The sequence below is a fragment of the Pseudomonas sp. GM48 genome (genome assembly GCF_000282335.1).
In the GTDB taxonomy this organism is placed as follows: domain Bacteria; phylum Pseudomonadota; class Gammaproteobacteria; order Pseudomonadales; family Pseudomonadaceae; genus Aquipseudomonas.
The window spans coordinates 1-25,904 of the sequence record NZ_AKJM01000182.1 but is presented as its reverse complement, the minus strand read 5'-3'; the positions used below and the strand labels follow the sequence as shown (position 1 = coordinate 25,904).

Annotated in this window: 35 protein-coding genes and 1 tRNA gene; 11 read left to right on the top strand and 25 right to left on the bottom strand. The window is 56.6% G+C overall.

Going from position 1 to position 25,904, the window contains the following annotated elements:
* The first annotated feature begins 205 nt into the window (after positions 1 to 205).
* Entirely contained in the window at positions 206 to 490 is a 285-nt protein-coding gene (locus PMI28_RS01410) for a hypothetical protein (protein ID WP_007992481.1), read from the top strand.
* A gap of 100 nt (positions 491 to 590) precedes the next feature.
* Here the strand turns inward: PMI28_RS01410 and PMI28_RS30840 are convergent, their stop codons facing one another.
* The 11 genes from PMI28_RS30840 to thrS all read right to left on the bottom strand — a co-directional run bounded on the left by PMI28_RS30840 (position 591) and on the right by thrS (position 8,976).
* Positions 591 to 890 (bottom strand): hypothetical protein, encoded by a 300-nt coding sequence (locus tag PMI28_RS30840; RefSeq protein WP_177318991.1) that lies wholly within the window; start codon positions 888 to 890, stop codon positions 591 to 593.
* Positions 891 to 934: 44 nt separating this feature from the next.
* Complete coding sequence (locus PMI28_RS30835; protein WP_007992479.1) at positions 935 to 1,177, bottom strand: hypothetical protein; 243 nt, start codon at positions 1,175 to 1,177, stop codon at positions 935 to 937.
* Positions 1,178 to 1,522: 345 nt separating this feature from the next.
* Positions 1,523 to 1,599: transfer RNA gene (locus PMI28_RS01415), tRNA-Pro, on the bottom strand.
* An 89-nt stretch (positions 1,600 to 1,688) separates the two neighbouring features.
* On the bottom strand, positions 1,689 to 2,045 hold the full coding sequence (locus PMI28_RS01420) for a MerR family transcriptional regulator (RefSeq protein WP_003179985.1): 357 nt from the start codon (positions 2,043 to 2,045) through the stop codon (positions 1,689 to 1,691).
* Positions 2,026 to 2,328, bottom strand: coding sequence for an integration host factor subunit alpha (gene ihfA / locus PMI28_RS01425; protein WP_002553164.1), 303 nt, complete (start codon positions 2,326 to 2,328; stop codon positions 2,026 to 2,028). The genes PMI28_RS01420 and ihfA overlap by 20 nt, the downstream gene beginning before the upstream one ends.
* Before the next feature lie 3 nt (positions 2,329 to 2,331).
* Positions 2,332 to 4,710: a phenylalanine--tRNA ligase subunit beta gene (gene pheT / locus PMI28_RS01430; RefSeq protein ID WP_007992478.1), complete on the bottom strand. Its 2,379-nt coding sequence runs from the start codon at positions 4,708 to 4,710 to the stop codon at positions 2,332 to 2,334.
* 26 nt (positions 4,711 to 4,736) lie between these two features.
* Positions 4,737 to 5,753 carry a phenylalanine--tRNA ligase subunit alpha gene (pheS, locus tag PMI28_RS01435; protein ID WP_007992477.1) on the bottom strand — a complete coding sequence of 339 codons (1,017 nt, stop codon included), beginning with the start codon at positions 5,751 to 5,753 and terminating at the stop codon, positions 4,737 to 4,739.
* Positions 5,754 to 5,862: 109 nt separating this feature from the next.
* Positions 5,863 to 6,219 carry a 50S ribosomal protein L20 gene (gene rplT / locus PMI28_RS01440; protein ID WP_007905879.1) on the bottom strand — a complete coding sequence of 119 codons (357 nt, stop codon included), beginning with the start codon at positions 6,217 to 6,219 and terminating at the stop codon, positions 5,863 to 5,865.
* A 28-nt stretch (positions 6,220 to 6,247) separates the two neighbouring features.
* On the bottom strand, positions 6,248 to 6,442 hold the full coding sequence (gene rpmI, locus PMI28_RS0128980) for a 50S ribosomal protein L35 (protein ID WP_002553160.1): 195 nt from the start codon (positions 6,440 to 6,442) through the stop codon (positions 6,248 to 6,250).
* A 60-nt stretch (positions 6,443 to 6,502) separates the two neighbouring features.
* The gene (gene infC / locus PMI28_RS0128975; RefSeq protein ID WP_172435703.1) at positions 6,503 to 7,054 is read right to left on the bottom strand and encodes a translation initiation factor IF-3; all 552 of its coding nucleotides are present in this window, start codon (positions 7,052 to 7,054) and stop codon (positions 6,503 to 6,505) included.
* A complete protein-coding gene (thrS, locus tag PMI28_RS01445) occupies positions 7,054 to 8,976 on the bottom strand; it encodes a threonine--tRNA ligase (RefSeq protein WP_007992473.1) in 1,923 nt (640 codons plus the stop codon). The genes infC and thrS overlap by 1 nt, the downstream gene beginning before the upstream one ends.
* 383 nt (positions 8,977 to 9,359) lie before the next feature.
* On the opposite strand from thrS, the gene PMI28_RS01450 reads away from it, so the two are divergent.
* Entirely contained in the window at positions 9,360 to 9,659 is a 300-nt protein-coding gene (locus PMI28_RS01450) for a hypothetical protein (protein WP_007992471.1), read from the top strand.
* Positions 9,660 to 9,951: 292 nt separating this feature from the next.
* On the top strand, positions 9,952 to 10,164 hold the full coding sequence (locus PMI28_RS01455; protein ID WP_003179963.1) for a cold-shock protein: 213 nt from the start codon (positions 9,952 to 9,954) through the stop codon (positions 10,162 to 10,164).
* 70 nt (positions 10,165 to 10,234) lie between these two features.
* On the opposite strand, the gene PMI28_RS01460 is transcribed toward PMI28_RS01455, so the two are convergent.
* Both PMI28_RS01460 and PMI28_RS01465 read right to left on the bottom strand, forming a co-directional pair.
* Positions 10,235 to 10,555, bottom strand: a complete 321-nt coding sequence (locus tag PMI28_RS01460; RefSeq protein WP_007992470.1) for an I78 family peptidase inhibitor — start codon at positions 10,553 to 10,555, stop codon at positions 10,235 to 10,237.
* 170 nt (positions 10,556 to 10,725) lie between these two features.
* A complete protein-coding gene (locus PMI28_RS01465) occupies positions 10,726 to 11,031 on the bottom strand; it encodes a hypothetical protein (RefSeq protein WP_007992468.1) in 306 nt (101 codons plus the stop codon).
* 132 nt (positions 11,032 to 11,163) lie between these two features.
* On the opposite strand from PMI28_RS01465, the gene PMI28_RS01470 reads away from it, so the two are divergent.
* Positions 11,164 to 11,376 (top strand): hypothetical protein, encoded by a 213-nt coding sequence (locus PMI28_RS01470; protein WP_007992467.1) that lies wholly within the window; start codon positions 11,164 to 11,166, stop codon positions 11,374 to 11,376.
* A gap of 33 nt (positions 11,377 to 11,409) precedes the next feature.
* On the opposite strand, the gene PMI28_RS01475 is transcribed toward PMI28_RS01470, so the two are convergent.
* The 8 genes from PMI28_RS01475 to PMI28_RS01510 all read right to left on the bottom strand — a co-directional run bounded on the left by PMI28_RS01475 (position 11,410) and on the right by PMI28_RS01510 (position 19,091).
* Complete coding sequence (locus PMI28_RS01475) at positions 11,410 to 12,456, bottom strand: nucleoside hydrolase (RefSeq protein ID WP_007992466.1); 1,047 nt, start codon at positions 12,454 to 12,456, stop codon at positions 11,410 to 11,412.
* A gap of 25 nt (positions 12,457 to 12,481) precedes the next feature.
* Complete coding sequence (rbsD, locus tag PMI28_RS01480; RefSeq protein ID WP_007992465.1) at positions 12,482 to 12,886, bottom strand: D-ribose pyranase; 405 nt, start codon at positions 12,884 to 12,886, stop codon at positions 12,482 to 12,484.
* Positions 12,883 to 13,800, bottom strand: coding sequence for a ribokinase (rbsK, locus tag PMI28_RS01485; RefSeq protein ID WP_007992464.1), 918 nt, complete (start codon positions 13,798 to 13,800; stop codon positions 12,883 to 12,885). The genes rbsD and rbsK overlap by 4 nt, the downstream gene beginning before the upstream one ends.
* Positions 13,801 to 13,875: 75 nt before the next feature.
* Positions 13,876 to 14,895, bottom strand: coding sequence for a LacI family DNA-binding transcriptional regulator (locus tag PMI28_RS01490; protein WP_007992463.1), 1,020 nt, complete (start codon positions 14,893 to 14,895; stop codon positions 13,876 to 13,878).
* 3 nt (positions 14,896 to 14,898) lie between these two features.
* The gene (locus PMI28_RS01495; protein ID WP_007992462.1) at positions 14,899 to 15,876 is read right to left on the bottom strand and encodes an ABC transporter permease; all 978 of its coding nucleotides are present in this window, start codon (positions 15,874 to 15,876) and stop codon (positions 14,899 to 14,901) included.
* Positions 15,873 to 17,426 carry a sugar ABC transporter ATP-binding protein gene (locus tag PMI28_RS01500; protein WP_007992460.1) on the bottom strand — a complete coding sequence of 518 codons (1,554 nt, stop codon included), beginning with the start codon at positions 17,424 to 17,426 and terminating at the stop codon, positions 15,873 to 15,875. The genes PMI28_RS01495 and PMI28_RS01500 overlap by 4 nt, the downstream gene beginning before the upstream one ends.
* Before the next feature lie 55 nt (positions 17,427 to 17,481).
* Positions 17,482 to 18,438 (bottom strand): sugar ABC transporter substrate-binding protein, encoded by a 957-nt coding sequence (locus PMI28_RS01505; RefSeq protein ID WP_007992459.1) that lies wholly within the window; start codon positions 18,436 to 18,438, stop codon positions 17,482 to 17,484.
* A gap of 191 nt (positions 18,439 to 18,629) precedes the next feature.
* On the bottom strand, positions 18,630 to 19,091 hold the full coding sequence (locus PMI28_RS01510; protein WP_007992456.1) for a hypothetical protein: 462 nt from the start codon (positions 19,089 to 19,091) through the stop codon (positions 18,630 to 18,632).
* Positions 19,092 to 19,442: 351 nt separating this feature from the next.
* Here PMI28_RS01510 and PMI28_RS01515 point away from each other — a divergent pair, with 351 nt between their 5' ends.
* From PMI28_RS01515 to PMI28_RS01525, 3 genes are all read left to right on the top strand, one after another.
* Positions 19,443 to 20,531, top strand: a complete 1,089-nt coding sequence (locus PMI28_RS01515; protein ID WP_007992455.1) for an asparaginase — start codon at positions 19,443 to 19,445, stop codon at positions 20,529 to 20,531.
* A gap of 182 nt (positions 20,532 to 20,713) precedes the next feature.
* Entirely contained in the window at positions 20,714 to 20,983 is a 270-nt protein-coding gene (locus PMI28_RS01520; RefSeq protein ID WP_050548714.1) for a DUF1654 domain-containing protein, read from the top strand.
* Between the two features lie 4 nt (positions 20,984 to 20,987).
* Entirely contained in the window at positions 20,988 to 21,677 is a 690-nt protein-coding gene (locus tag PMI28_RS01525; RefSeq protein WP_007992451.1) for an endonuclease, read from the top strand.
* Between the two features lie 92 nt (positions 21,678 to 21,769).
* Here the strand turns inward: PMI28_RS01525 and PMI28_RS01530 are convergent, their stop codons facing one another.
* On the bottom strand, positions 21,770 to 22,132 hold the full coding sequence (locus PMI28_RS01530) for an SPOR domain-containing protein (protein WP_007992450.1): 363 nt from the start codon (positions 22,130 to 22,132) through the stop codon (positions 21,770 to 21,772).
* Positions 22,133 to 22,382: 250 nt separating this feature from the next.
* On the opposite strand from PMI28_RS01530, the gene csrA reads away from it, so the two are divergent.
* Positions 22,383 to 22,574, top strand: coding sequence for a carbon storage regulator CsrA (gene csrA / locus PMI28_RS01535; protein WP_007975691.1), 192 nt, complete (start codon positions 22,383 to 22,385; stop codon positions 22,572 to 22,574).
* Between the two features lie 181 nt (positions 22,575 to 22,755).
* Here csrA and PMI28_RS01540 read toward each other — a convergent pair whose 3' ends face one another.
* The gene (locus tag PMI28_RS01540; RefSeq protein ID WP_007992449.1) at positions 22,756 to 23,211 is read right to left on the bottom strand and encodes a DUF2214 family protein; all 456 of its coding nucleotides are present in this window, start codon (positions 23,209 to 23,211) and stop codon (positions 22,756 to 22,758) included.
* 203 nt (positions 23,212 to 23,414) lie between these two features.
* On the opposite strand from PMI28_RS01540, the gene PMI28_RS01545 reads away from it, so the two are divergent.
* On the top strand, positions 23,415 to 24,167 hold the full coding sequence (locus PMI28_RS01545; protein WP_007992448.1) for a carbonic anhydrase: 753 nt from the start codon (positions 23,415 to 23,417) through the stop codon (positions 24,165 to 24,167).
* Positions 24,168 to 24,242: 75 nt separating this feature from the next.
* Here PMI28_RS01545 and PMI28_RS01550 read toward each other — a convergent pair whose 3' ends face one another.
* Entirely contained in the window at positions 24,243 to 24,437 is a 195-nt protein-coding gene (locus PMI28_RS01550; RefSeq protein WP_007992447.1) for a hypothetical protein, read from the bottom strand.
* A gap of 251 nt (positions 24,438 to 24,688) precedes the next feature.
* Between PMI28_RS01550 and PMI28_RS30165 the strand changes: the two genes are divergently transcribed.
* Entirely contained in the window at positions 24,689 to 24,895 is a 207-nt protein-coding gene (locus PMI28_RS30165; RefSeq protein ID WP_081501479.1) for a hypothetical protein, read from the top strand.
* A 43-nt stretch (positions 24,896 to 24,938) separates the two neighbouring features.
* Here the strand turns inward: PMI28_RS30165 and PMI28_RS01555 are convergent, their stop codons facing one another.
* The gene (locus PMI28_RS01555) at positions 24,939 to 25,127 is read right to left on the bottom strand and encodes a DUF2986 domain-containing protein (RefSeq protein ID WP_007992446.1); all 189 of its coding nucleotides are present in this window, start codon (positions 25,125 to 25,127) and stop codon (positions 24,939 to 24,941) included.
* 305 nt (positions 25,128 to 25,432) lie between these two features.
* On the opposite strand from PMI28_RS01555, the gene PMI28_RS30645 reads away from it, so the two are divergent.
* The gene (locus PMI28_RS30645; RefSeq protein ID WP_157395796.1) at positions 25,433 to 25,588 is read left to right on the top strand and encodes a hypothetical protein; all 156 of its coding nucleotides are present in this window, start codon (positions 25,433 to 25,435) and stop codon (positions 25,586 to 25,588) included.
* Positions 25,589 to 25,904 lie beyond the last annotated feature (316 nt).

Here is a 25,904-nt window from a genome sequence, read left to right as displayed (position 1 = left end):
TCTCCTAGGAGCGCTGAGTTCGTCCGCCCTTGAGTAAGGAGAGAACTCTTCACGCCTAGGCTAACGCAAGCGTGCGCAGCGTATTTGAGAGGATTTTATAGCCGTGAAAAATACCGTAATGGCTGGAACTGCCTGACATGTAGACTCTCGTTTTGCCTTCGCTTAATCTCTGTGAAGCCCATCACGGCTCAACAAGGAGTAGTCAATGGCTATTTTTATGGTGACATGGAACCTCAATAAAGAGCGTGGGAATTACGCCCAAGCTCGGCAAGCCTTCATACAACATTTGGATCGCTATCAGAATGTCAGCGATCCAGGATTGGAGTCTGTTAGATGGCTTAACAGCGCCGCTACTGCGACTCAAGTTTCTGATGACCTAAGACTTAAACTCGACGTCAATGATCGTATTTTTGTCACTAAGATCAACGAAGGAGAGCACCAAGGTTGGCTTAGCAAGAATGTGTGGGAATGGATCAACGCACGGCTTTAACGTTGTCCGTACATCTTCGTTTACGCACTCGTTGCTTGTTCAAGCTATCCAGCTCCTTGAACAACGAAGCTTTAGAATCGACCCTTTCCGTAAATCCGAATCAGTAGATTTTATTTGTATCCGAGATGATGACCGTTTCGGTATGGAAGATTGAATCCCCCCAGCCGACCAGCTTACCCAGATCAGGCTGGATCAAATTGTGGCGCTCGGCGATCTCTCGCCACAATTCGCCCTTTTCGTGCATGTGGCGTGCAAGCGTCAACGGAACCGGCGACGCTGTTTCCATCCCTAAATATTTGGCGGTGTCTTGCCACATACGCTCCCAAAGGAAAATGTCGCCGCTGGCCACGTTGAAAGCCTCGCCACGGACTCGCTGAGCGCAGCCCAAACCCTGGCCCATGCCTGCAAACCGGCGCCCGTGAATTGCAGTAGCTGGCCGTAGGCCTAATCGGTGCCGGGGAATCGCATCGGGATACTTAGCGCATGGGACAGCTCGGCGAAGACACTGATGACCATCGCAATATTCATCGGGTTGCCGTAGATATCCCCGACTATGAGATCAGGATGCAACGCCACATAATCCCAACGGCTATGCTCGGCACGCTTTCTCAGTTGGGCTTCCTGAGCGACGTACAGGTTCGGTGGCGTATGCCCCGCATCGCTCTCCCGTGCAGGCGTGCGAACCATGCCCCAAGGTGGGAGCCGTAAATTTTGAAGCCCTAATAGATGACCACGCGCCGCAACGCAGAATTGGCTTGCTCCAGTCCGTCGAGCACGTTGGCCAACATGGCGGCGTTGCGACTGGCTTCCACCACCAGATTCCCTCCGACTGCCTGATGAGCCGCCAACTAGGTCCATCTCTGCCCTCCATCACCAAACTTCCTGGGGGGGGCATTGGCACACCGAAATCTTGCGCCCCTTTCCTCCCCAAGAGGTGAGGATTCCACCGAAAGCCAGCCGTTTTGTAGGGGTAAAAACGACCAAAAATAAAAAGGGGTCGCGAGATAAAATCTCGCAACCCCTTGAATTATATGGTCGGGACGGAGTGATTCGAACACTCGACCCCTAGCACCCCATGCTAGTGCGCTACCGGACTGCGCTACGCCCCGACTAGGCGTGAAACCTGTTCCTCATCTCGAGGAACGCTCAAGAATATATCGCAAGCTTTTGAAAACTGGAAGTATTTAAAAGCAGGAATTTATTTCTTCAGCACCACCAGAACATCTTCGAGCTCGGCGATCATCTGGCGGATCATTTGCTTGTATTGGGTGGTGTCGTCTTTGGCTTCATCGCCGGACAAGCGCAGGCGCGCCCCGCCGATGGTGAACCCCTGATCATAAAGAAGCGCGCGGATCTGCCGAATCATCAGCACGTCCTGGCGCTGATAATACCGGCGGTTTCCGCGGCGTTTGACAGGGTTGAGTTGAGGAAACTCCTGCTCCCAGTAGCGCAGCACGTGTGGTTTTACCGCACACAGCTCGCTAACTTCACCAATGGTGAAGTAGCGTTTGCCCGGGATGACGGGGAGCTCGTCGTTATGACTTGGTTCCAGCATAAGCCTCAACTCGGGCCTTCAACTTCTGCCCTGGACGAAAGGTGACCACACGGCGAGCCGTGATCGGGATTTCTTCCCCCGTTTTCGGATTGCGGCCGGGCCGCTGGCGCTTGTCCCGAAGGTCGAAATTGCCGAAACCGGACAATTTGACTTGTTCGTTGTCTTCAAGAGCGTGCCTGATTTCTTCAAAAAACAGTTCGACCAATTCCTTGGCCTCCCGTTTGTTCAGGCCCAGCTCTTCATACAGACGTTCCGCCATTTCAGCTTTCGTCAGAGCCCCCATACGTCACTTCCTTAACGTGGCGTTCAACCTTTGTTCGAGCGAGGTGAGGATGTTTTGCGTTGCGGTATTCACCTCATCGTCATTAAGAGTGCGCGATGGATGCTGCCAGGTCAAGCCGACTGCGAGGCTTTTTCTATCAGGATCAATGCCTTTACCCTGATACACGTCAAATAGCCTGAGGTCTGTCAGCCATTCGCCTGCATTTTCACGGATTACGTCCAGTACAGCCGTGGCTGCAACGTTTTTGTCCGCGATCAGTGCAAGGTCACGACGCACTTCAGGAAAGCGCGATAACTCGTGGAATTCAGGCATTTTGCCCGACGCGACTTCCGCCAGAACCAGTTCGAAGACGAAGACCGGACGGTCGAGACCGAGGGTTTTCGACAGTTCAGGATGGATAGCGCCAATGAAGCCGACCAGGCGACCTTCACGCTCGATGCGCGCAGTTTGACCCGGGTGCAGCGCTGGGTGCTTGCCCGGCACGAAAGTGAAGGAGTCCAGTGCACCGGCAAAACCCAGAACAGCTTCGACGTCTGCCTTGACGTCGAAGAAGTCGACAGTATCGCGACCCTGCGCCCAACCTTCCGGCAAACGACTACCGCAAACGACACCCGCCAACATCGGCTCTTGCTTCAGGCCTTCAAGCTGACCAACGAAACGCAGGCCGCTTTCGAACAGGCGCACGCGGTCCTGCTGACGATTCAGGTTGTGCTGAAGCGCCTTGACCAGACCCGGCCACAAGGACGAACGCATCGCAGCCATGTCATTGGAGATCGGATTGGCAAGCAGCAACGGCTCTACACCCGGATTAAACAGCTCGAACTGTTTCGGATCGATGAAGCTGTAGGTAATTGCTTCCTGATAACCACGGGCAACCAGCAGGCGGCGCAGTTCAGGCAGATCGCTACGGGCTTCTGCCTTGGCTTGCGGCGCCAGACGCGCTTGCGGATAACGAACCGGCAAACGGTTGTAGCCGTACAGGCGTGCGAGTTCTTCGATCAGGTCGACTTCCAGGCTGATATCGAAGCGATGGCTTGGCACTTCTACACGCCACTGCCCTGCCCCGTCAGCAGTAATGGACAGGCCCAAAGCATTGAGCAGACGCTCCACTTCAGCGGAATCCATTTCCATACCCAGCATTTGGGTAATGCGCTGGGCACGCAGGGTAATCGGAGCAATTTTCGGCAGATGCTGCTCGCTGACGGCTTCGATGATCGGACCCGCTTCGCCACCGGTGATTTCCAGCAGCAAGCCAGTCGCGCGCTCCATGGCTTCACGGGCCAGTTGCCAATCCACACCACGCTCATAGCGATGCGATGCATCGGTGTGCAGACCATAGGAGCGAGCCTTGCCTGCTACGGCGATCTGGTCGAAGAAGGCGCTTTCAAGGAACACATCACGTGTGGTCGCGGAAACACCGCTGTGCTCGCCACCCATGACACCGGCAATTGCCAGCGCTCGGGAATGGTCGGCAATCACCAGCGTATCGCTACGCAGGCTGACTTCCTGACCGTCAAGCAGAACCAGCTTCTCGCCCTCTTCGGCCATACGCACACGGATGCCGCCGTTGATTTCGGCGAGATCGAAGGCGTGCAGCGGCTGACCCAGCTCCAGCATCACGTAGTTGGTGATGTCGACGGCAGCATCGATACTGCGCACCTCTGCACGACGCAGACGCTCGACCATCCACAGCGGCGTGGGCCTGGACAGGTCGACGTTACGAATCACACGACCCAGATAACGTGGGCACGCGGCCGGCGCCAGTACTTCTACTGAACGCACTTCGTCGTGCGCGGCAGGAACCGAAGCCACTACCGGACGGGTGACCGGAGCGGCATACAGCGCGCCGACTTCACGGGCCAGACCGGCCAGGGACAGGCAGTCACCGCGGTTCGGCGTCAGGTCGACCTCGATGCTGGCGTCTTCCAGATCCAGATAAACGCGGAAATCTTCGCCCACCGGCGCATCGGCCGGCAGCTCCATCAGACCGTCATTACCTTCACCGACCTGCAGCTCGGATTGCGAGCACAGCATGCCGTTGGACTCAACGCCACGCAGCTTGGCTTTCTTGATCTTGAAGTCGCCAGGCAGCTCGGCACCAATCATGGCGAAAGGAATTTTCAGGCCCGGGCGCACGTTTGGTGCTCCGCAAACAACCTGGAAGGTTTCCGAACCGTTGCTGACCTGGCATACGCGCAGCTTGTCAGCGTCCGGGTGCTGTTCGGTGCTCAGCACCTCGCCAACTACCACGCCACTGAAAACACCGGCGGCCGGCGTAACGCTATCGACCTCAAGACCGGCCATCGACAGACGAGCAACCAGCTCGTCGCGACTTACCTGCGGGCTAACCCAGCCACGCAGCCATTGTTCACTGAATTTCATCCTGCTCTCCTAAGAATTCGTTACGACTAGCGAAATTGCGCGAGGAACCGCAAGTCGTTGTCGAAGAACAGACGCAAGTCGTTCACGCCGTAACGCAGCATGGCCAGACGCTCAACGCCCATGCCGAAGGCAAAGCCCGAGAACTCTTCCGGGTCGATGCCGGACATGCGCAGCACGTTCGGGTGAACCATGCCGCAGCCCATCACTTCCAGCCATCCGGTCTGCTTGCAGACGCGGCAGCCTTTACCGCTGCACATCACGCATTCCATGTCGACTTCGGCGGATGGCTCAGTGAACGGGAAGTACGATGGACGGAAACGCACGGCCAGCTCTTTTTCGAAGAACACCCGCAGGAACTCTTCGATGGTGCCTTTGAGGTCGGCGAAATTGATGTCGCGATCGACCAGCAGGCCTTCGACCTGGTGGAACATCGGCGAGTGGGTGATATCGGAGTCGCTGCGGTATACGCGGCCTGGGCAGACGATGCGGATCGGCGGCTGCTTCGACTCCATGGTGCGGACCTGTACCGGCGAGGTATGGGTGCGCAACAGCATGTTCGCATTGAAATAGAAGGTGTCATGCATCGACCGGGCCGGGTGATGGCCTGGGATGTTGAGCGCTTCGAAGTTGTGATAATCGTCTTCGACCTCAGGGCCTTCGGCGATGCCGTAGCCAATACGGGTGAAGAATTGTTCGACGCGTTCCAGAGTGCGGGTAACCGGATGCAGACCACCGGAGGTCTGACCACGGCCAGGCAGGGTCACGTCAATGGACTCGGCAGAGAGTTTGGCAGCCAGATCGGCTTCTTCAAACAATGCCTTGCGCGCATTAAGGACCTCTGTGACACGCTCCTTGGCAACGTTGATCAGCGCACCGACCTGCGGGCGCTCTTCTGCCGGTAAATTCCCCAGGGTCTTCATCACCTGAGTCAACTCACCCTTCTTGCCAAGGTAGTGAACCCGGATTTGCTCCAGGGCATTGATATCTTCAGCGCTTTGCACAGCCTCTAGTGCTTGAGAGACGAGCGCATCCAGGTTTTCCATGTACAGACTCCAGATACAAAATAGGGGAAGAGCTTGAAGGCTCTTCCCCTATTTATGACGTTTAACACCTGACCCCACAGATGCGAGGCCGGGTGACTGTCGGGGGTACTTAAGCCAAGGTGGCTTTAGCTTTCTCGACAATCGCAGCAAACGCCGCTTTTTCGTTCACTGCCAGATCAGCCAGAACCTTACGGTCGATCTCGATGGACGCTTTTTTCAGGCCGGCGATGAAACGGCTGTAGGACAGACCGTTGATACGAGCACCAGCGTTGATACGAGCGATCCACAGAGCGCGGAACTGACGTTTTTTCTGACGACGGTCACGGTAGGCGTATTGGCCTGCCTTGATTACCGCTTGCTTGGCAACACGGAATACGCGGGAGCGTGCGCCGTAGTAGCCTTTAGCAAGTTTCAGAATTTTTTTGTGACGCTTACGGGCAATGACGCCACGCTTTACACGAGCCATGAGTTACTTCCTCTATTCTTGACTAAAATTAACGAAGGCGCAGCATGCGCTCGACTTTTGCCACGTCAGACGGATGCAGCAAGCTGCTACCGCGCAGTTGACGCTTACGCTTGGTCGACATTTTGGTCAGGATGTGGCTCTTGAAAGCGTGCTTGTGCTTGATACCGTTAGCAGTTTTCAGAAACCGCTTAGCAGCACCACTTTTGGTCTTCATTTTTGGCATGTTCGGATACTCCGCATTCAGTTGATAAACATAATCAGAAGGCCTGCCGTGCCCTGTTGATTACTTCTTCTTTTTCGGGGCGATGACCATGATCAGCTGGCGTCCTTCCATCTTAGGATGCTGTTCGACCGAACCGTACTCGAGCAAGTCACCTTCAACTCGCTTGAGGAGTTCCATCCCCAGCTCCTGGTGGGCCATCTCACGGCCGCGGAATCGCAAGGATACCTTGGCCCTGTCCCCGTCACTCAGGAAACGTACCAGGTTGCGCAGTTTTACCTGGTAATCCCCTTCCTCCGTCCCTGGACGAAACTTGATTTCTTTAACCTGAATCTGCTTCTGGTTTTTCTTGGCCGCAGCAATCTGCTTCTTCTTTTCGAAGATCGATTTGCCGTAGTCCATCAGTTTGCAAACAGGTGGTACTGCATCGGCGGAAATCTCCACCAGATCCAGCTTGGCCTCTTCAGCCTTAAGAAGCGCGTCTTCGATTGACACAATCCCGAGCTGTTCACCCTCAGCCCCAATTAACCGAACCTCGCGTGCCGAGATATTCTCGTTGATCGGGGCTTTCGGTGCAGTTCGTTTATCTTGTCTCATTTCACGCTTAATAATAATTACTCCGAATCTTGGCGACCACGCCGGGAAACCGCTTGGGCGAGGAACTCAGCGAACTGGGCGACGGGCATCGAGCCCAGGTCAGCACCTTCACGAGTACGCACAGCGACAGTCTGCATCTCGACTTCCCGATCTCCGATAACCAAGAGATAAGGAACCTTGAGCAAAGTATGCTCGCGGATTTTAAAGCCGATCTTTTCATTTCTCAAGTCAGACTTGGCACGAAACCCGCTTTCGTTGAGAGTTTTTTCCACTTCGGCGGCAAAATCAGCCTGTTTATCAGTGATATTCATCACCACTGCCTGGGTCGGAGCCAGCCACGCCGGGAATGCTCCCTCGTAGTGCTCGATCAGGATTCCGACGAAACGCTCGAAGGAGCCCAGGATCGCCCGGTGCAACATCACCGGGTGCTTGCGGCTGTTGTCTTCGGAGACGTATTCGGCTCCCAGACGCACAGGCAGGTTAAAATCGAGCTGCAGGGTACCACACTGCCAGACGCGACCGAGGCAATCTTTCAGCGAGAACTCGATCTTCGGACCGTAGAACGCACCCTCGCCCGGCTGCAGATCGTACGGCAGGCCCGCGCTATCAAGGGCCGCGGCCAGTGCTGCTTCGGCGCGATCCCAAAGCTCGTCGGAACCGACGCGTTTTTCCGGACGAGTGGACAGCTTCATTTCGACATCTTTAAAGCCGAAATCGGCGTAGACGTCCATGGTCAGCTTGATAAACGCAGCGGACTCGGCCTGCATCTGCTCTTCGGTGCAGAAGATGTGGGCGTCGTCCTGGGTGAATGCGCGCACGCGCATGATGCCGTGCAAGGCACCCGATGGCTCGTTACGGTGGCACGCACCGAACTCGGCCAGGCGCATCGGCAACTCGCGGTAGCTTTTCAGGCCCTGGTTGAACACCTGCACGTGGCAAGGGCAGTTCATTGGCTTGATTGCGTAGTCGCGGTTTTCCGACTGGGTGGTGAACATGTTGTCGGCGTAGTTGGCCCAGTGCCCGGATTTCTCCCACAGGCTGCGGTCAACGACTTGCGGCGTCTTGATTTCGAGATAGCCGTTATCACGCTGAACCTTGCGCATGTACTGCTCGAGCACCTGGTACAAAGTCCAGCCATTCGGGTGCCAGAACACCATGCCCGGCGACTCTTCCTGGGTGTGGAACAGGCCCAGGCGCTTGCCGATCTTGCGGTGATCGCGCTTTTCGGCTTCTTCGATGCGCTGGATGTAAGCCGCCAGCTGCTTCTTGTCCGCCCATGCGGTGCCGTAAACGCGCTGCAATTGCTCGTTCTTGGCATCACCGCGCCAGTAGGCGCCGGACAGCTTGGTCAACTTGAAGGATTTCAGGAAGCGGGTGTTCGGCACGTGCGGACCGCGGCACATGTCGACGTATTCTTCGTGATAGTACAGACCCATGGCCTGCTCGTTCGGCATGTCTTCGACCAGGCGCAACTTGTAGTCTTCGCCACGAGCCTTGAACACTTCGATCACTTCGGCGCGCGGAGTGACTTTCTTGATCACGTCGTAATCTTTCTCGATCAGCTGCTGCATGCGCTGTTCGATGGCCGCCAGGTCGTCCGGGGTGAAAGGACGTTCGAAGGCGATGTCGTAATAGAAACCTTCGTCGATGACCGGGCCGATGACCATTTTGGCGGTCGGGTACAACTGCTTGACCGCGTGGCCAACCAGGTGGGCGCAAGAGTGGCGAATGATCTCCAGCCCCTCTTCATCCTTTGGCGTGATGATTTGCAGCGACGCATCGCTGTCGATGATGTCGCTGGCGTCGACCAGCTTGCCATTGACCTTGCCGGCAACGGTGGCCTTGGCCAGGCCTGCACCGATGGATGCGGCGACCTCGGCTACGGAAACCGGGTGATCGAATGAACGTTGACTGCCGTCGGGAAGAGTAATAGTTGGCATGGCGCCTCCTCTCCTAGTGGTGACCCCTACCAAAGGTCACGTGGGTTGGGATGAGCCAGTACAAGATCCGGTCCAGGCCATTCAATGACGAACGCCTGCCTTACAGCGGCAGGAGCCTTGCGGCCAACCGGGAAACCGAACCAGAGTGACTGGGATTCAAATCAGGGTTAATCGTGCATTTGCCGCTACCGGGACTGAAGGTCCGTCGGAGCCTGCAAACGCCCGAGCGAGGCATGCTAGCACAGATGAACGGTTGTCGACTTGCACGCATTCAGACAGTGAAGATTTCCTCACTTTTATGGCACAGAGTGAACTTGAGATATACGAGCCGCCTCAAATTGACTGAGAATCGCCCCAGATATCGACCCCAAGGAGTTCCTGTCATGCACCTTATCCGTCTTTTTGCTATCGCTGCCCCGCTAGCCTTGCTGCTGCCCCTGAGCGCCCACGCTGCCTGGCCAGCGGGCGTGAAAGCGCAGTACATGGGCGACTGCACAACAGCTGCCAGCCAAAGTATTAACCCGGCCGAAGCGAAAAAGCACTGTGCATGTGGCGCCGACGTGCTGGAAAAGAAATTCACCACTCAAGAAATCGCGCAGTTGATGGACAAAAACAATCCACCTGGCCCTGAATTGAGCCAGCGCGCCCTGAAAGAAATCTCGGTGTGCAGAGTCCAGAAATAGAGCCGCGCAGGACGTTTTTTGAGTAATCCGGGGGCCTAAAACAGCCAAATATCGGCTGATTCACATAATTTACGCAGCTTTTACGGGTTTTTTTAACCCCCTATTTTGCAGCGCAAACCCCCTGAAACCGGGGCTCACAGCCATTCTTGGCGGTGAAAGACGTGCAATATGAAAGCAAACGACGCGTCTGGGGGGCTCCCAAACCGAACATTTCGACTATGATACTCGGGTGTGCCCAGTTGGCCTGAGCAGCACAGTACTACTGAAAATATATGTTTCTTGGAGATACACCATGTCTAATCGCCAAACCGGCACCGTTAAATGGTTCAACGATGAAAAAGGCTTCGGCTTCATCACTCCTCAAGGTGGCGGTGACGACCTGTTCGTACACTTCAAAGCTATCGAAAGCGACGGTTTCAAAAGCCTGAAAGAAGGCCAGACTGTTTCCTTCGTGGCTGAGAAAGGCCAAAAGGGTATGCAAGCTGCTCAAGTTCGCCCAGAGTAATTTCCAGGCGCACTAAAAAAACCCCGTCCATGTGACGGGGTTTTTTATGGGTGAAACAAAAGCCGAACGATCAGCCGCAATTGACGCGGGTGACCACCCGGCTGGCATCGGTGTTCAGGTTCAGACGGTCGGAGCGATACTCCAGCGTCACCATATCGGTTGGCAGCAGGAACCTTGCGCTCTGTGCCCCTGCGCGGGTACGCGCCTGCTCAAGCAGTTGCGGCGATGCCTGTTTGCCGATGGTGAACTCGGCAGCCTTCGCTTCACAGCGGCTGTGACCCGTGTCAGTCGTCGCAACATCAACTGCTGCCGACTCCGTTGAGGTAGTGCTGCAACCGGCCAGCGTGGCAACGGCCAACAAAGTACCCAATGACGCGAGCTTCCAAGGCATGAAGCCTCCTTATTTCAATGATTAAGCTGAGATCGTGCGACAACCAGACTGGCGTTTGGTTTCACAGGCAGGCAGTGCTAGCACCCCGCCCGCGATCCGGACGAGCCGCGATTTTGCCTGAGCATCGCCCTCCCCTTAACCACTCAATCGTGACTGAATATGAACGACGCTCAATAGACGTCGATGTAGTCGTAAGGAGGATTTGGCCAGTTCTCCTTCAAGGCATTGAAAATTTGCATGACCCAAACTTCATCGCTGGCCGCGACCCGCCCGACATAACCGGAGCCCTTGGCCCAGGTTTCAAGTCGAAACAGCAAGCCGTCGATATCGGTACCGCCCACGACACCCGAGGAGATATAGGCAATGCCTCCTTTAGTGACCCGCAACTGAGTGTGCTCATCGTCACTGGCGCTGGCCAGCAACTGACGCACCGCCTCAAGGGTCAGGCCATCCGGGGAGTTCAAATCGATCTGCACAGCGTGCTCCTTGTAAATTCGACAGAGACCAAGTGTCGCACAGCCCTCTTTTCATGCCTAAGTCGACGTGTCAAAAGCCCCGCAAAATGGTTAACTCGGCACTCAGACTTCCCCGACTTCACGAGTGCCATCATGACCACCGTAAGCATCGACGCTGACATCAAGGCCAAGTGGCAAGACGGCCACAGCTCCTACAGTCCAGGCAGCACGGAAGAGCTCGCCATCATCGGTATCGACCTTCTGGTCAGGGATCTCGGAACCGAAGCCGCCCAATCTTTCATCGAGCAGATTTTCGAGAAACATCTGTCAGACCAAAAGGCCGAAGCGCTTAGCGCACGGGAGTGAAACCCGCAGACAGGCACCTGCGGGACATGACGCTTATTTCAGACGGGCCAGACGCTCGGTCAGCAGATCGAAGAAGCCTTGGGCATCGCCGCTTTCAACCCAGAAGGCATTCTTTGGCGCTTTCAAGCCGTCATACCAGTCGACGATGGTCTGTCCAAAGGTCGGGCCTTCGCGGCTGTCGACCACCACGTTGACCGAGCGACCGCTGAACAACTGCGGCTTGAGCAGGTAAGCGACGACCGTGGCGTCATGCACCGGGCCGCCCGGAATGCCATAGTGCTCCATGTCGCCCTTGATGTATTCATTGAGAATGTCGCCCACCAGACGGCTGGCATTGTTGTTCAATGCAGCAATTTGTTTCAGGCGCGCCTCACTGGTAAGGATCTTGTGGGTCACATCCAGCGGCAGGTAGGTCAGCTTCACGCCACTCTTGAGTACCACTTCAGCAGCTTGCGGATCGGCGAACAGGTTGAACTCGGCCACCGGCGTAATGTTGCCGCCATTGAAGTGTGCGCCGCCCATGACCACCACTTCCTTGATGCCCCGGATGATATCCGGCTCCTGGATCAGCGCCAGGGCCAGATTGGTCTGCGGGCCAAGCATGGCGATGGTTATGCTGTGGGGCTTGGCCGATTTCAGGGTTTCGATCAGATAAGTGATGGCGCTGCCCTTGGCCAGGCCTTCCCTGGGCTCATGCACGGCAATGCCCGACAACCCTTCCTTGCCATGAATGTCCTCGGCGTAGACGGGTGCGCGCATCAAGGGCTTCGGCGCCCCCGCATACACCGGAACCTCTTCGCGCCCAGCCCACTCACGGGCCAATCGCGCATTGCGTGAGGTCTTGTCCAGACGGACGTTGCCCGCAACGGTGGTCAATGCCCGGACATTCAGCTCGTCCGGCGACGCCAGGGCGAACAACAGGGCAACGACGTCGTCAGCCCCCGGATCGGTGTCGATGATCAAGTCGATCTTTTCCGCCACCTGGGCAGTCGTTGTGGTAATCAGGGACAAAAGCAGCAGACTCCCGAGCAGTTGGTGCAATTTCTGAGCATAGCGATACTTGGCGCACTCCTTGTGCATGGGCAATCAAAATGTGGATCGCCAGTCAAAACGTAACCCCGGCGACCAGCACAATGTTGCAGTACGGCTGGCACTCGCCCGTACGAACAATCGCCCTTGCCTGTCGGCTCAGGACTTTGAACTGGTCATGCGTGAGCAACTCACGCCGACCCAAGACGCCTTCGCCGTCCAGCTCATTCAGTGCGATCAGGGCCGACGGCTTTTTATCGAAAATCTCCTGAGCCAGCACATGGTTTTCAACCTGCATCTCGCTGAGCACGACCTTCAAGGTGCTGACAAAATCCGGAATGCCATGGGTCAGGGCCAGGTCGATCAACTCAACGCCTGGAGGAACCGGCAAGCCGGCATCCCCGATGACGACCATGTCGCCATGCCCCAATGAGGCGATCAGTCGCGACAGTGCAATGTTGAGCAGTGGTGTTTTTTTCATGGGACTTTAAACGCCTGTACATCGCTCAAGGCGGGAATCGAAGGTTGCGCACCGGCACGGGTGACCGACAGCGCCGCAGCCACCTGCCCGAAGCGGATCGCCTGCGCCTCATCTTGACCCGCGGCCAGCGCCGCCGCGAAACCGCCCACGAACGTATCGCCGGCCGCCGTGGTGTCGACAGCCTTTACGGCGGTCGCAGGGAAATGTTCGAAGCGCTGGCCACTGGCAAACAGCAAGCCTTGTGCTCCAAGCGTGATGATCACCTTGCCGGCGCCCATGGCAACCAGACGGGTCGCCGCGGCTTGCGCGGTTTCCAGGGAGTCCACCGACAGACCGCTCAGGGCCGATGCTTCGCTCTCGTTGGGAATCAGGTAATCGATAGACGCGTACCAGTCCGATGGCAGCGGACGGCTGGCCGGTGCCGGGTTGAGGATGACCGTCTTGCCCAGTTCGCGACCGCGCTTGAGTGCATGACCAACAGAGGCATCGGGCACTTCCAGCTGACAGATGAGCACGTCTGCCGCTTGTATCACCGAATCAAAACGGTCGATGGCTTCAACGGTCAATGCACCGTTGGCACCGGGGACGATCACGATTGTGTTCTGACTGTTGTCGTCGACCACAATCAACGCCACGCCGCTGGAACCGTCAATGGTGCTCACCGCCTGGCAATCGATCTGCTCGACCAACAGCGCCCCGCGCAGCGCCTCACCATAGGCGTCATTGCCCACGCAGCCGATCATCGACACCTGGGCTCCGAGCCGCGCCGCAGCCACGGCCTGATTGGCGCCCTTGCCGCCGGAGACAGTGGCAAACGACTCGCCAATCAACGTTTCACCGCCCTTGGGCAAGCGCGGCGCCCGGGTCACCAGGTCCATGTTCAAACTGCCTATCACCACTACTTTTGCTGGCATACATTGCTACTCATCGATTCTGTTTCGGCGGCGCTGTGGGTTCAGCGGCTCTCTGTTTTCAACGGCTCTCTGTTTTCAACGACACTGGGCAAACACGCCGGCCAGTGGCGCCGTCGATTCACGGATGACAATACTCGGCGTCACGATTCGCTGATCGGTCATCAGGTCTGGCGTGGCGATTCGCCGTAAAAGCACTTCGGCGGCCATTTCGCCGAGTTGCAGGATCGATTGCCCGACCGTGGTCAATGACGGATAGACATACCGACTCATCTGGATATCGTCGAAGCCGATCACCGACAACTCGCTCGGCACGCGAATATTGCGCTCGGCGGCGGCCCGTAGCACGCCGATGCCGATCATGTCGTTGGCCGCAAAAATGGCGCTAGGCGGATTGCTTTCCAGTAAAACCGCGGCAGCGCTGTAACCGCCGGTGCTGGTGAAATCACTTGCCAACATGCGCTCGGGAGAGACTTCGACGCCCGCCTCTTTCAAGGCCCGGCAATATCCCGCCAGACGCATCTGCGCCACACTGGTGTTTTCCGGCCCGCTGATCGTGGCGATATCCCGGTGCCCCAACTCCAACAGGTGCCGGGTCGCTAGATACGCACCGTATTCATGGTCGATGCGCACCAGGTCCGCATCGACACCGTCCAGTCCACGGTCGACGATCACCATGGGTGTGCGGACGCCTTTCAGGCCTTGTGCCAGGCTACTGTCGCCACCGGCCGAGGCGACAATCAGGCCGTCGATGCGTTTTTCCAGCAGCACACGCAGGTAGCTGCGCTGCTTGTCCGGATTGTCGTCGGAGTTGCACAGGATGACGCAGTAACCGTTTCGCTCGCAGTAATCCTCGATACCCCGGGCCAATTCGGCGAAATACGGGTTGAGGTTGTTGGGTACCAACAGGCCGATGGTCGCCGTGGTTTTGGCCTTGAGTGAGCGGGCCACGGCACTGGGGACATAGTCGAGGGTTTTGATCGCCGCCTCGACCTTGATCCGGACTTCGTCACTGACCGGACGAGTCCTGTTCACCACATGGGAAACCGTGGTGTAGGAAATGCCGGCAAGGGCTGCCACATCTTTGATAGTTGCCATGATTCAGGTCCGCCGGCTTGCGCGTTGACTGCGATAGGTGTCCAGCACCACCGCGACCACGATCACCGCGCCGGTAATGATGCGCTTGGTCGGTTCGGTTGCCCCGATTTGCGCCAGCCCCGCGGCCAGTACGGAAATAATCAAGACACCAAAAAACGTGCTGATCACCGAACCGCGCCCGCCCATCAGGCTGGTCCCGCCGATCACGACGGCCGCTATCACTTGCAACTCAAGACCGGAACCGGCATTCGGGTCCGCGGCCTCCAGGCGAGAAATCTGGAACAACGCAGCAATACCGGCCAACAATCCCATCAGGCTGAAGACCAGGATTTTGTACGGCTTCGGATTGATCCCCGCCAGCCGCACAGCCTCTTCATTGGTGCCGATACCGATCAGGTAGCGCCCGAACACCGTGCGGGTCAACACGGCCTGGGCGATGAAAATGATCAGCACCGCAATGATGAACGACGGTGAAATGCCGAAGGCGATCGGGTTGGATAACCAGGCGAACGCATCGCCGATGTAGGCAGTACGCGAACCGGTCATCTGGTACGCCACCCCGCGAGCCATTTCCAGCACCCCCAGGGACACGATGAACGACGGTATCCGCCACGCCACCGTGATCGAGCCGGTGATGGTACCTGCGAGCGCCGCGATAGCCATACCGAGCAGCGCCGCAGGCAGAACGCCCCAGCCCCAGCCAAGAATCGCCACACTGACGGTCGAGGCTGCCAGCGCCAGCACCGAGCCTACCGACAGGTCGATGCCACCGATGATCAACACAAAGGTCATGCCGACCGCCAACACCATCAAGTCCGGAATCTGGTTGGCCAGGGTGCTGAACGTGTCGTAGGACAGGAAATGACTGCTCAGCACCGAGAACAGCACGATCATCGCCAACAAGGCACCTGCCAGGCCCAGATAGGTGCCCAGGCCGTAGAAGTTGCCATTGCGTGTGCCGGCGAAAGTAGCGGTTTTCATGGAAGATCCCTAGTCGCGGCTTCAAAGAGCTGCGCATCACGTTTTTGGTAGCCGGCGAAAGCCGCGGCGAGCAATTCATCCTGGGTCCAGCTGTCGCGATCGAACGTATCGATCAGGCTTCCTGCCGACAGCACACCGATCCGGTCGCAGATCAGCATCAGCTCGCGCAAGTCGCTGGAAACCACCACCAGCGCCTTGCCCTTGCGGGTCAATTCACCGAGCAGGTTGTAGATATCGAACTTGGCGCCGACGTCGATGCCACGGGTCGGCTCGTCGAACAGCAGTACCGAGCAATCACGCTCCAGCCAGCGCCCGATGACAACTTTTTGCTGATTACCACCGGACAGCTCGGACACCCGCTGTGCCGGACCGGAGCTGCGGATACGCATGGCGTCGATCTGACGCTGGGCCAGAGCGTTCTCGTCATCGTTGTCGACAAAGCCAGCGCTGGAGATGCCGGGCATATTGCCCAAGGCGATATTGGCGCCGATCGACTGCGTCAACAAAAGGCCTTCGCCCTTGCGATCTTCAGTGATCAACGCGATGCCATGCCCCACCGCATCCACTGGCGAACGGATGCTGACGACCTGCGCCGGCGAGCCCAGGGCAATCGTACCGCTGTCGGCGATATCGGCACCGAAGACCAGACGCAGCAACTCGGTGCGCCCCGCGCCGATCAAACCGGAAATCCCGAAAATCTCGCCGGCACGGACTTCGAACGAGACGTCGTGAACCTTGTCGGAACGGGTCAGCCCCTTGACCGTCAACATCGGAGCGCCGATCTTGCGCGCCCCCATATCGATGTGTTCGCCGAGTTCGCGCCCGACCATCAAGTTAACCAGTTGCTCGCTGTTGTAGTTGGCCATCGGCTCGACACAAACCAGGTTGCCATCGCGCAGCACGGCAATGCGCTGCGCGACCCGCGCCAGCTCTTCGAGGCGATGGGAAATGTAGATGATCGATACGCCACGAGACTGCAGGCGGGTGATTTGCTCGAACAGCATTTCGACTTCACGTGCAGTGAGCATCGCGGTCGGCTCATCGAGAATCAGCACATGACAATCGCCAATCAGGTTGCGGGCGATCTCGACCATTTGCTGGTGGCCGATGCCCAATTCGCCAACCAGGGTGTCCGGGTCAATGGCGTCGAGCCCGACCTGAGCCATGGCCTCGATGGCAGCCTTGCGCAACTGCTTGCGGTTGATCCAGCCGCCGTTGTTGGGCAAGTTGTGAAGAAACAGGTTCTCCGCCACCGACAAGGTTGGCAGCAGATTGAGCTCCTGCATGACCATGCGGATACCCAGCGCTTCAGCCTGAGACCGGCTACCCGGGCGATAGTCCTGCCCCTGAAACCGCATCTGGCCGGTGGTCGGCGTGACCAGCCCGCCAATAATCTTCGACAGCGTGCTTTTGCCTGCGCCATTCTCACCGGTCAATGCCAGCACTTCACCGCGCATGAGCGTCAGGTCGATGCCGGTCAACACCGGTTGGGCGTAGGTCTTACCGATGCCGCTGACCGAGAGGACAGCGTTCGTAGCGCAAGCGGACATAAAAACTCTCCACGCGCCCGTCCGGCTGGACGAGCGCCGTTGCGTCGCCAGAAGGTTACTTGGTGACCAGTTCTACCGGAGTTTCGATCACGCCATTGGCGCCGCTGTCGACCTTTCCACCCTTGAGAATTTCCAGTGCAGTCTCGATGCCGAACACCGCCTGCCTGGCCGCGAACTGGTCCGCCGTGGCCAGCACGCGACCATCCTTGAGCATTGGCTGGATGGCATTGATGTTGTCGTAGCCGACCACTTGCACCTTGCCGGCCTTGCCCGCAGCGCGCACGGCAGACACCGCACCGACCGCCATGCTGTCGTTGCCGGCCAACAGGGCCTTGGTTTGCGGGTATTCACTGAGAATCGACGCGGCCACCTTGTTACCTTTGTCGATCTCCCAGTCACCGGATTGCAGGGACACGACCTTGATCTGCGCCGCCTCCATCGCATCCTTGAAACCCGCAGTCCGCTGCTGGGCATTGGTGGTGGTGGACACACCTTCGATGATGCCGACTTCATCACCCGCCTTCAGCTGCTTGGCCAGGTAGTCGCCGACCAGCCGTGCGCCCTTGCGGTTGTCCGGGCCTACGAACGGAACATTGATGTTTTTGCTTTTGACGACGGCGGGGTCCAATTGATTGTCGATGTTGATCACAGTGATACCGGCATCGATGGCTTTCTTGATCACCGGAACCATGGCCTTGGAGTCTGCCGGCGCAATCACCAGTGCATTGACCTTGGCCAGGATCATCTGCTCGACGATGCGTGTCTGGCCGGCGGTGTCGGTTTCATCCTTGATGCCGTTGGAGATGAGGTCGAATTCGCCGGAGTGATCTTTCTGGTAGGCCTTGGCGCCGTCTTCCATTGTCAGGAAGAACTCGTTGGCCAGGGATTTCATGACCAGTGCGACCTTCGGTTTTTCAGCGCTTTCAGCAAAGGCCGAAGAGACAGGCAGTACAGCGGATGCGGCAGCCAGCATAGCGACAGCGAGAAGACGTCCAGCGAATGGCAGCTTCATGGGTTCACTCCGATCTTATGATTATTGTGAGCAACATTTGCGCTGACGTAAGCTTCACGGCCCTGCGACGTAGAGTCATCACTGGAGCCGCGCAAACGTTTGCGAGAGCCAAACTATGCGAATCCTGCCGGTATTTGTCAACGACCGAAAAAACGCTTTCAGAGATGCCGGGCGATAAAACGGCATTCAAATCATGCCGTGGTGTTGACCACTGATCCCGTGCCAGAACCCTTGGTCAGCTCTTTGATCAGACTCGCGCTCACTTGCAGGATGGCGCCGTTTGTTTCAGCAACCTGCCCCTGAATGGCCGCCACCGCGGTGGTCTTGGCTTCCGGAGTCGGATAGGACGCCGCCTGGGCTTGCGCCAGTTGCTGCTGTTGCTCACGCAATTGCTGTTGCAGTTCCTTCAGACGCTTGAGCAAGACCTTCACTGCAACGCTGGTGTTATCACTGGTTTCCGATTCGGCCTGTGCGCCGGCACTTTCTCCCAGCCCTACCGGGCCCGTTTTGACCTGGGCACCGTCGCTTTCCTGTGCAGCCGGCGATTGAGTAGTGGCATCAGCTGTCGCGTCGCTCAAGGCACGAATGGTGGCGGCCGATTTGCCACCGATTGTGATGCCGGCGGCATTTGGAAAACCAACGGATAACGACATGTGAACTCCTGAAGAAAAGATCCCTTGAAGGAGCATCGACCGACGAGCGCGTTTCTTTAGTCGTTACTGAGAATTTGACGCGTTGAAATATTAAACATGGCTGCAATCCATTTCGGTTAGCCGAACGCAAAAGCTAAACATGTTCGGCAATCCGGATGCCCCGACCCCGGAATCGCCCCCGACACAAACAGCAATACCGTTACAAATCATTAAGTTAAGCGTGTTTTTCGATTCAGAGTATTACTGGTACGGATCCTGCTCTTCACCTCGCACCCCCGGCGTTCAGATTCGCCCGGGGCGTATCTAGATGAACTTGCATCAGCACCGTCTCACAACTAGAAGAGAAAAATAATGACATCTGCACTCAAGACCTTTATTCCGGGCGCATTGGCCCTCCTGCTGCTTCTGCCCACCGCCCTTCAGGCCAAAGAAGCCGAAACCCAACAGAAACTGGCCAACGTGGTGATCCTGGCCACCGGCGGCACCATCGCCGGCGCGGGCGCCAGCGCCGCCAACAGCGCGACCTATCAAGCAGCGAAAGTCGGCATTGAACAGTTGATCGCCGGCGTTCCAGAACTGAGCCAATTGGCTAACGTTCGCGGCGAACAGGTCATGCAAATTGCCTCCGAGAGCATCACCAACGAAAACCTGCTGCAACTGGGCCGCCGCGTAGCCGAGCTGGCAGACAGCAAAGACGTTGATGGCATCGTGATCACCCACGGCACTGACACCCTGGAAGAAACGGCGTACTTCCTGAACCTGGTGGAAAAAACCGAGAAGCCGATCATCGTCGTGGGCTCCATGCGCCCAGGTACCGCGATGTCCGCCGATGGCATGCTGAACCTGTACAACGCGGTGGCCGTGGCCAGCAGCAAAGATGCGCGGGGCAAAGGCGTGCTGGTGACCATGAACGATGAAATCCAGTCGGGTCGCGATGTCAGCAAAATGATCAACATCAAGACCGAAGCGTTTAAAAGTGCCTGGGGTCCGCTGGGCATGGTGGTAGAAGGCAAATCCTACTGGTTCCGCTTGCCAGCCAAGCGCCACACCATGGATTCCGAATTCGACATCAAAACCATCAAGAGCCTGCCTGACGTCGAGATCGCCTACTCCTACGGCAACGTCAGCGATACCGCCTACAAGGCCCTGGTTCAGTCAGGCGCGAAAGCCATCATCCACGCAGGCACCGGCAATGGCTCGGTATCGTCGCGAGTGGTGCCAACCCTGCAAGCCCTGCGCAAGGATGGCGTGCAGATCATTCGCTCCTCCCATGTCAACGCCGGCGGCTTTGTATTGCGCAATGCCGAACAGCCTGACGATAAATACGACTGGGTCGTGGCCCATGACCTGAACCCGCAAAAGGCCCGGATCCTGGCGATGGTCGCACTGACCAAAACCAATGACAGCAAAGAGCTGCAACGGATGTTCTGGGAATACTGATCCACCCTCGCCCGACCGGGTCCGGTCGGGCACCACGCATGCCACTCACCATTCCTGGCGAGTGGCTGCCGCTTGATCTGACAAAAAAACTCCCTTCGCCTTACACCAAATGCAACAAACCGCTGTCAGAGGATTTTCTTGATTTTTAAGCAGTTGCGAAATGTCCTACAGTTAAATACTGTATGCACGTACAGCTTAATAAGGATAATCCCGTGGACACCAACTCTGCCTCTCCCGACACCTATGTACGCATGGGCCTGCGCGTTCAGAAAATCATCAACTCTCCCACCGCACAAAAGACCAGGGCGGCGCTGATCTTCCGCCTTCCCGACGAGCCAGTGGATGAATGGGAACGCTTGCTGGAAGAAATCGACGAAAACGACAACGTCACCCTCGCCTATCGCGACGATGGCGGCGTGCAGATTTTCTGGGTTTTGCCGAAGGAAGATTGAGTCGATGAGTGTCCGCTGGTTTGCTTTGTTGTTTCTGTTTTTTGTCATGGGCGCGCAAGCCGACGCCCCCCGCACCTTTACCGAAGCGAAGAAGGTTGCGTGGAAGCTGTATGCACCTCAGTCCACCGAGTTTTACTGCGGCTGCAAGTACACCGGCAACCGGGTGGACCTTGCTGCCTGCGGTTATGTGCCACGTAAAAATGCCAAGCGCGCCTCCCGCATCGAATGGGAGCATATCGTCCCGGCCTGGCAGATCGGCCATCAGCGCCAGTGCTGGCAAGAAGGTGGTCGCAAGAATTGCACCCGCTACGACCCGGTTTACCAGAAGGCCGAGGCCGATCTGCACAACCTGGTGCCCAGCATTGGCGAGGTCAATGGCGATCGCAGCAACTTCAGCTTTGGCTGGTTGCCCGAGCAGTCGGGGCAATATGGTTCGTGCCTGACCCAGATCGACTTCAAGGCCAAGAAAGTCATGCCCCGCCCTTCCATTCGCGGCATGATCGCCCGGACCTACTTCTACATGAGCAAGCAGTACGGCTTGCGCCTGTCGAAACAGGATCGGCAACTCTACGAAGCCTGGGACAAAACCTATCCGGTACAGGCCTGGGAGCGTCAACGCAACCAGAGCGTGGGGTGCGTCATGGGGCACGGCAACGAGTTTGTCGGCCCGGTAGACATGAAGGCCTGCGGCTGAATCCAGGCAACACTTGAAACAAACAAGGCCTCGGGGCTAAACACCCGAGGCTTTTTTGTTTCTTCATTCAACGTCTGCGCTACAGAACGTTATTAAGCGGCCGGACGCTCAAGCACCAGTAATTCGATATTCTGTTTCTTCGAGCGAGTGAGCGCTGCACGGACTTCGTCCTGCTTGGCTTCGGCCTCGGCTTTTGAATTGAACGGCCCCATCAGGATTCGGGTATTGCCATTTTCCTTGACGACGCTGGACATGAAGCTGTGCTCGATCAGCCAGCCACTGAGATCGCTGACCGCTTGAGGGGTTTCACCTCGCACTTCGAGATCCCACTGCGGGCCGGACACTGGCGCAGGCGCGGCAGCCACGGCCGGTTTAGGCTTCGGCGCATCCACACTGTTGCCCTCGCCACATCCCACCAGCGCCAATACTGCGATTACCAAAACCATTTTGCGCACGCCGTTTCCCTCTAAATGCCTAAAGCGGCGATTTTAACATCCATGAATACTTCGCGAGTGCCGTAAAATGGGCTCAAAACAACGAGAATGATGATGGCGGCCTCTGTATAGTTACGCCTTGGGAATTAATGCCACATCTGCACGTCAGAAAGAGGCACCCAAACCGTGAGACTTCGCACTAATCTATACATACCACCGACCTCTGCACTGTCCGAAACAGGTGCCCCACTAAGCAATCAAGGAGAAGACCATGCTGATACTCACCCGCAAAGTCGGTGAAAGCATAAATATTGGTGATGACATTACGATCACCATCCTGGGCGTAAGCGGCCAGCAAGTCAGGATCGGCATCAACGCTCCGAAGGACGTTGCAGTGCATCGTGAAGAAATTTATCAGCGTATTCAGGCCGGCCTGACCGCCCCCGAAAAGCCGCAATCCTGAATTCTGCTGCAGTCAGTAGCCAGCCCGTTCAGTCCGGAATCACGGCTGGCTAAAGATTCGGCATCGCATCGCCTCCGCTTGCTTAACCAAACCTCCAGGGATCGATACTAGCGGCAAGCTCAATGCTCTGGCTGTCAGACGTTTCTGGTTTGCCCCAAGGAAGGACGCATTCGCCCCGTGGTTAACCGAACATCACGCCACGCGCCATACCCGTCGCCGCCACCACCATCAACAGCACCAGCAGCGCCTCGACATGACTGATCCGTGCAAACAGCTTCGCACGGCCGGTATCGACAGCGACTTTCCGGCCCAGCGCGATCCGCCATTTGATCAACGTCACCATGGGTGCAATTTCCAGCAGCAAGATCAGGACGAACAGCGTCATCTTCAGATGGAACAGCGGCTGATGCAGGTAATAGTCCGTGCCTTTTTCGTACCCGCCAAAGGCGCGCATCCCCCCACTGATCAATAAGACGACAGCAGAAACACCCCAGATATTGTCCGCAACCAGAACACTACGCACCTCTCCTGCCCCGTCGGCCAAACGCCGAAAAGCCGTGCCTCGCGTCAGCACCGCCCACAATCCCAAGACAACCGCCAAAAGATGAACCGCCGCTAGAAGCCAGTGAGTCAGCATCGAAAAACTCCTGCCAGGTCGAAGTTGGATGAGCCTGTCAGTAGTAGCCCATGAAATGGCTGCTTGCACGGCATCTTCGGACAATGCCCGGAACACAATATGACAGACCAACTAGACTCCACTGCGTTGGCATTGAGCGTCCGTGGCAGTACCAGCCCCAACAGCAACTCACTCTCACCGCATTGAACTGAGTAAACAAAATCATGTGTGAATCATGTGATTCAAGCTCTGCTTCAAACACAACGGGTCGTCGTCGTTTTCTTCAATTTGCCGGACTGAGCGCAGGCGCCCTGCTGCTGACCGGCACACTGCCCGGCAAGATCATCCAGGCAGCTGAAAAAGCATCGGCCCCACCAAAACCTCAAAACGTAATCAGTCCCGAAATGGCTTTGAAAAGACTGATAGAGGGCAATGAACGATATGTAAGCGGTAGTTCCACGACTCACGATTTCAAGGCCGAGCGAGAAGCCTTGGTGACCGGTCAAAATCCGTTCGTGGCCGTACTCAGCTGCTCCGACTCGCGCATCGCTCCGGAGTATGCGTTTGACACTGCGCGAGGCGATCTTTTCTCCATCCGCGTCGCGGGTAACTTCGTTACCCCGGAAGGTTTGGCCAGCCTTGAATACGGGGTTGCCGTTCTTGGCGCTCCACTGATTCTCGTACTTGGACATGAGAGCTGCGGCGCCATCGAGGCAGGTATCAAGGCCGTCAAGGATCAGACGATTTTCCCCGGCCATATCCCGAAACTGACTGACGCACTTAAATCAGCAGTCGAGGCAGTACTCAAGCAGCCCGGAAGCTTGATGGAAAACGCTACGGTGCAGAACGTCAAAAACTCGGTCAACAGCCTGAAACATGCTTCGCCATTGCTGACTGATGCGCAGAGCAAAGGCACGCTGAAGATCGTGGGAGGTGTTTATCGCCTGGCAACCGGCAAGGTAGAGCTGATCGCTTGACCCGCGTTGCGCACATCGCCAGCATCAGTGCATTCCCCCATATGTAAAGAGCCCAGCGCGACGGCTGGGCTCTGGTTACTTCCGGTTTTCCATCATTTTGTCAGCAAGGGTTTTGGCCCTCTCGATCAACAGGTTCTGCCTGTCTTCGTGAGTAGCCCCGCCAACAACCGGGGCAGTCAAATTGCTTTCGGCAATCAATGCAGCGCAGAAGTATTGATCCCAGACAGCCTTGTCCACAGATGCCTGCTTGCTGATTTGCTCAACGTTCATAGGCGGCTCCTTTTGGTGAGGCAGCACCACTAGTTTACGCCTGAATGGCAAAGAATCCGGGCAATTACCTGGAGTCGCCCGCCATTCGTCGCTTATGAAAACCCGACGAGGAATTCCCGCGTATCCGTGGCTTGAGGATTGCACAGATCGCGCGTAGCGGCGCGGGAACGACATAATTCTGACGCAGCAGCCATTCAATTATTGTTTAAGGACTCCAGCGATACGCTTGGTCAGTCACCGGGAGATGTAACGTGTCAACGCTCAACGAAATCGCAATGAACCACGCGAGAATGGCTAAGAAAAACGCAGAAGAATCAACCGAACTGAGCCAGCGACACCTCCAGATCGTAGGAAGCATCGAGGTACCGTCCATTGAAGCACCGCAAAACATCCCATTGCACCTGATCGCTGGAGCGCAGGAAGGGCATCTTGCTCATGCAGCGGGTTTCGCACTCTGAGCTTTTATGAGGCAGGCGACGATCTGTACGATTTCCTCGGCAATCACTTGTTGCCTGGCACCCGCTCAGCAATCGCCTCAGAGGAAATGATTGAGTCGTGACTGGATTCAGCAGCCAGCTTCAATCGGTCAGCCTTACTAATGTACTTAGACTTGTTTTGCGGTGCCAATTTGGCACTGGCCTTTTTGGCGTGAGCCTTTAACAACTGCTTTATTTTTTTACGACGGTTCATACTTTTCTACTCAGCCTGTAAGTTTCTGAATGATATCAGCTTAAATTTTGGCTGTGGATTCAACCGGTCGCGGCCTCCACCAAAGACCGCTGGCCACGAAACAGCAGGAACGCAGCGAGAAGGAACGTTGAGGCTCGTTTCCCCGAGGAATCAATCGCAGAGACATTTTTTAGCTGAGGACTCCCCCATGGCAATGCCACGAATGTGCTTTTTCGAGGTGCAATTGGCAGTGTTTTGACCTGGCTTGTTAACCCCGCCAAGGATTTTTTTTTGGCTGACCGGCTTGTTTCCCCCCGATTTCCCCCATGGAATTTGAAAAAAAGACGAAAAAATCGACGGCGCTCACATCTGCCTCCCGACTCGCCGGAAAGCCAGTAATGGTGCGGGCTGCACTGCCCAAGCTGGCAATGAGCGACGAGCCAAGACACTGCCGTTGGTCGGCAGAGTTGATCAAAAAATGAACGGAATCGGATTTTTTCGTTCAGAATACGCAGCAGGTAACACGGGCTCTGCCCTTCACCTGACCCCAGAAGCGGAAGTTAAACCTCATATTGCACCAGGTGCGAATGAGGTTTTTTATTACCTGAAAATGGACACGATCGAATGATTAAAAATTCATTCGAAAAAATCGCTATTATCTTGGCAGCGTAACGCCGCAAGATTAATCAATAGAAACAGCTGGATCTTAACTGCAGTCGGCAACGGAAAATTTTAATTAAGCCGCGCTAAGACTGTCTTTGATTCACTGTTCAAAAAAGAGGTAACCATGGAACTTAG

What these genes read in the sequence shown, in the direction of transcription:
- PMI28_RS01515 (WP_007992455.1), top strand. Translation starts at nt 19,443, where the DNA reads ATGACATCTGCACTCAAGACCTTTATTCCGGGCGCATTGGCCCTCCTG.
- PMI28_RS30835 (WP_007992479.1), bottom strand. Translation starts at nt 1,177, where the DNA reads ATGGTTCGCACGCCTGCACGGGAGAGCGATGCGGGGCATACGCCACCG.
- PMI28_RS01540 (WP_007992449.1), bottom strand. Translation starts at nt 23,211, where the DNA reads ATGCTGACTCACTGGCTTCTAGCGGCGGTTCATCTTTTGGCGGTTGTC.
- pheS (WP_007992477.1), bottom strand. Translation starts at nt 5,753, where the DNA reads ATGGAAAACCTGGATGCGCTCGTCTCTCAAGCACTAGAGGCTGTGCAA.
- PMI28_RS01490 (WP_007992463.1), bottom strand. Translation starts at nt 14,895, where the DNA reads ATGGCAACTATCAAAGATGTGGCAGCCCTTGCCGGCATTTCCTACACC.
- PMI28_RS01505 (WP_007992459.1), bottom strand. Translation starts at nt 18,438, where the DNA reads ATGAAGCTGCCATTCGCTGGACGTCTTCTCGCTGTCGCTATGCTGGCT.
- csrA (WP_007975691.1), top strand. Translation starts at nt 22,383, where the DNA reads ATGCTGATACTCACCCGCAAAGTCGGTGAAAGCATAAATATTGGTGAT.
- PMI28_RS01500 (WP_007992460.1), bottom strand. Translation starts at nt 17,426, where the DNA reads ATGTCCGCTTGCGCTACGAACGCTGTCCTCTCGGTCAGCGGCATCGGT.
- rpmI (WP_002553160.1), bottom strand. Translation starts at nt 6,442, where the DNA reads ATGCCAAAAATGAAGACCAAAAGTGGTGCTGCTAAGCGGTTTCTGAAA.
- rbsK (WP_007992464.1), bottom strand. Translation starts at nt 13,800, where the DNA reads ATGCCAGCAAAAGTAGTGGTGATAGGCAGTTTGAACATGGACCTGGTG.
- PMI28_RS01420 (WP_003179985.1), bottom strand. Translation starts at nt 2,045, where the DNA reads ATGCTGGAACCAAGTCATAACGACGAGCTCCCCGTCATCCCGGGCAAA.
- PMI28_RS01470 (WP_007992467.1), top strand. Translation starts at nt 11,164, where the DNA reads ATGACCACCGTAAGCATCGACGCTGACATCAAGGCCAAGTGGCAAGAC.
- rplT (WP_007905879.1), bottom strand. Translation starts at nt 6,219, where the DNA reads ATGGCTCGTGTAAAGCGTGGCGTCATTGCCCGTAAGCGTCACAAAAAA.
- PMI28_RS30840 (WP_177318991.1), bottom strand. Translation starts at nt 890, where the DNA reads ATGGGCCAGGGTTTGGGCTGCGCTCAGCGAGTCCGTGGCGAGGCTTTC.
- PMI28_RS01520 (WP_050548714.1), top strand. Translation starts at nt 20,714, where the DNA reads ATGCACGTACAGCTTAATAAGGATAATCCCGTGGACACCAACTCTGCC.
- PMI28_RS30645 (WP_157395796.1), top strand. Translation starts at nt 25,433, where the DNA reads ATGGAATTTGAAAAAAAGACGAAAAAATCGACGGCGCTCACATCTGCC.
- PMI28_RS01475 (WP_007992466.1), bottom strand. Translation starts at nt 12,456, where the DNA reads ATGCACAAGGAGTGCGCCAAGTATCGCTATGCTCAGAAATTGCACCAA.
- thrS (WP_007992473.1), bottom strand. Translation starts at nt 8,976, where the DNA reads ATGCCAACTATTACTCTTCCCGACGGCAGTCAACGTTCATTCGATCAC.
- PMI28_RS01455 (WP_003179963.1), top strand. Translation starts at nt 9,952, where the DNA reads ATGTCTAATCGCCAAACCGGCACCGTTAAATGGTTCAACGATGAAAAA.
- PMI28_RS01525 (WP_007992451.1), top strand. Translation starts at nt 20,988, where the DNA reads ATGAGTGTCCGCTGGTTTGCTTTGTTGTTTCTGTTTTTTGTCATGGGC.
- PMI28_RS01495 (WP_007992462.1), bottom strand. Translation starts at nt 15,876, where the DNA reads ATGAAAACCGCTACTTTCGCCGGCACACGCAATGGCAACTTCTACGGC.
- pheT (WP_007992478.1), bottom strand. Translation starts at nt 4,710, where the DNA reads ATGAAATTCAGTGAACAATGGCTGCGTGGCTGGGTTAGCCCGCAGGTA.
- PMI28_RS01460 (WP_007992470.1), bottom strand. Translation starts at nt 10,555, where the DNA reads ATGCCTTGGAAGCTCGCGTCATTGGGTACTTTGTTGGCCGTTGCCACG.
- PMI28_RS01410 (WP_007992481.1), top strand. Translation starts at nt 206, where the DNA reads ATGGCTATTTTTATGGTGACATGGAACCTCAATAAAGAGCGTGGGAAT.
- rbsD (WP_007992465.1), bottom strand. Translation starts at nt 12,886, where the DNA reads ATGAAAAAAACACCACTGCTCAACATTGCACTGTCGCGACTGATCGCC.
- PMI28_RS01510 (WP_007992456.1), bottom strand. Translation starts at nt 19,091, where the DNA reads ATGTCGTTATCCGTTGGTTTTCCAAATGCCGCCGGCATCACAATCGGT.
- PMI28_RS01450 (WP_007992471.1), top strand. Translation starts at nt 9,360, where the DNA reads ATGCACCTTATCCGTCTTTTTGCTATCGCTGCCCCGCTAGCCTTGCTG.
- PMI28_RS01545 (WP_007992448.1), top strand. Translation starts at nt 23,415, where the DNA reads ATGTGTGAATCATGTGATTCAAGCTCTGCTTCAAACACAACGGGTCGT.
- PMI28_RS01550 (WP_007992447.1), bottom strand. Translation starts at nt 24,437, where the DNA reads ATGAACGTTGAGCAAATCAGCAAGCAGGCATCTGTGGACAAGGCTGTC.
- ihfA (WP_002553164.1), bottom strand. Translation starts at nt 2,328, where the DNA reads ATGGGGGCTCTGACGAAAGCTGAAATGGCGGAACGTCTGTATGAAGAG.
- PMI28_RS01555 (WP_007992446.1), bottom strand. Translation starts at nt 25,127, where the DNA reads ATGAACCGTCGTAAAAAAATAAAGCAGTTGTTAAAGGCTCACGCCAAA.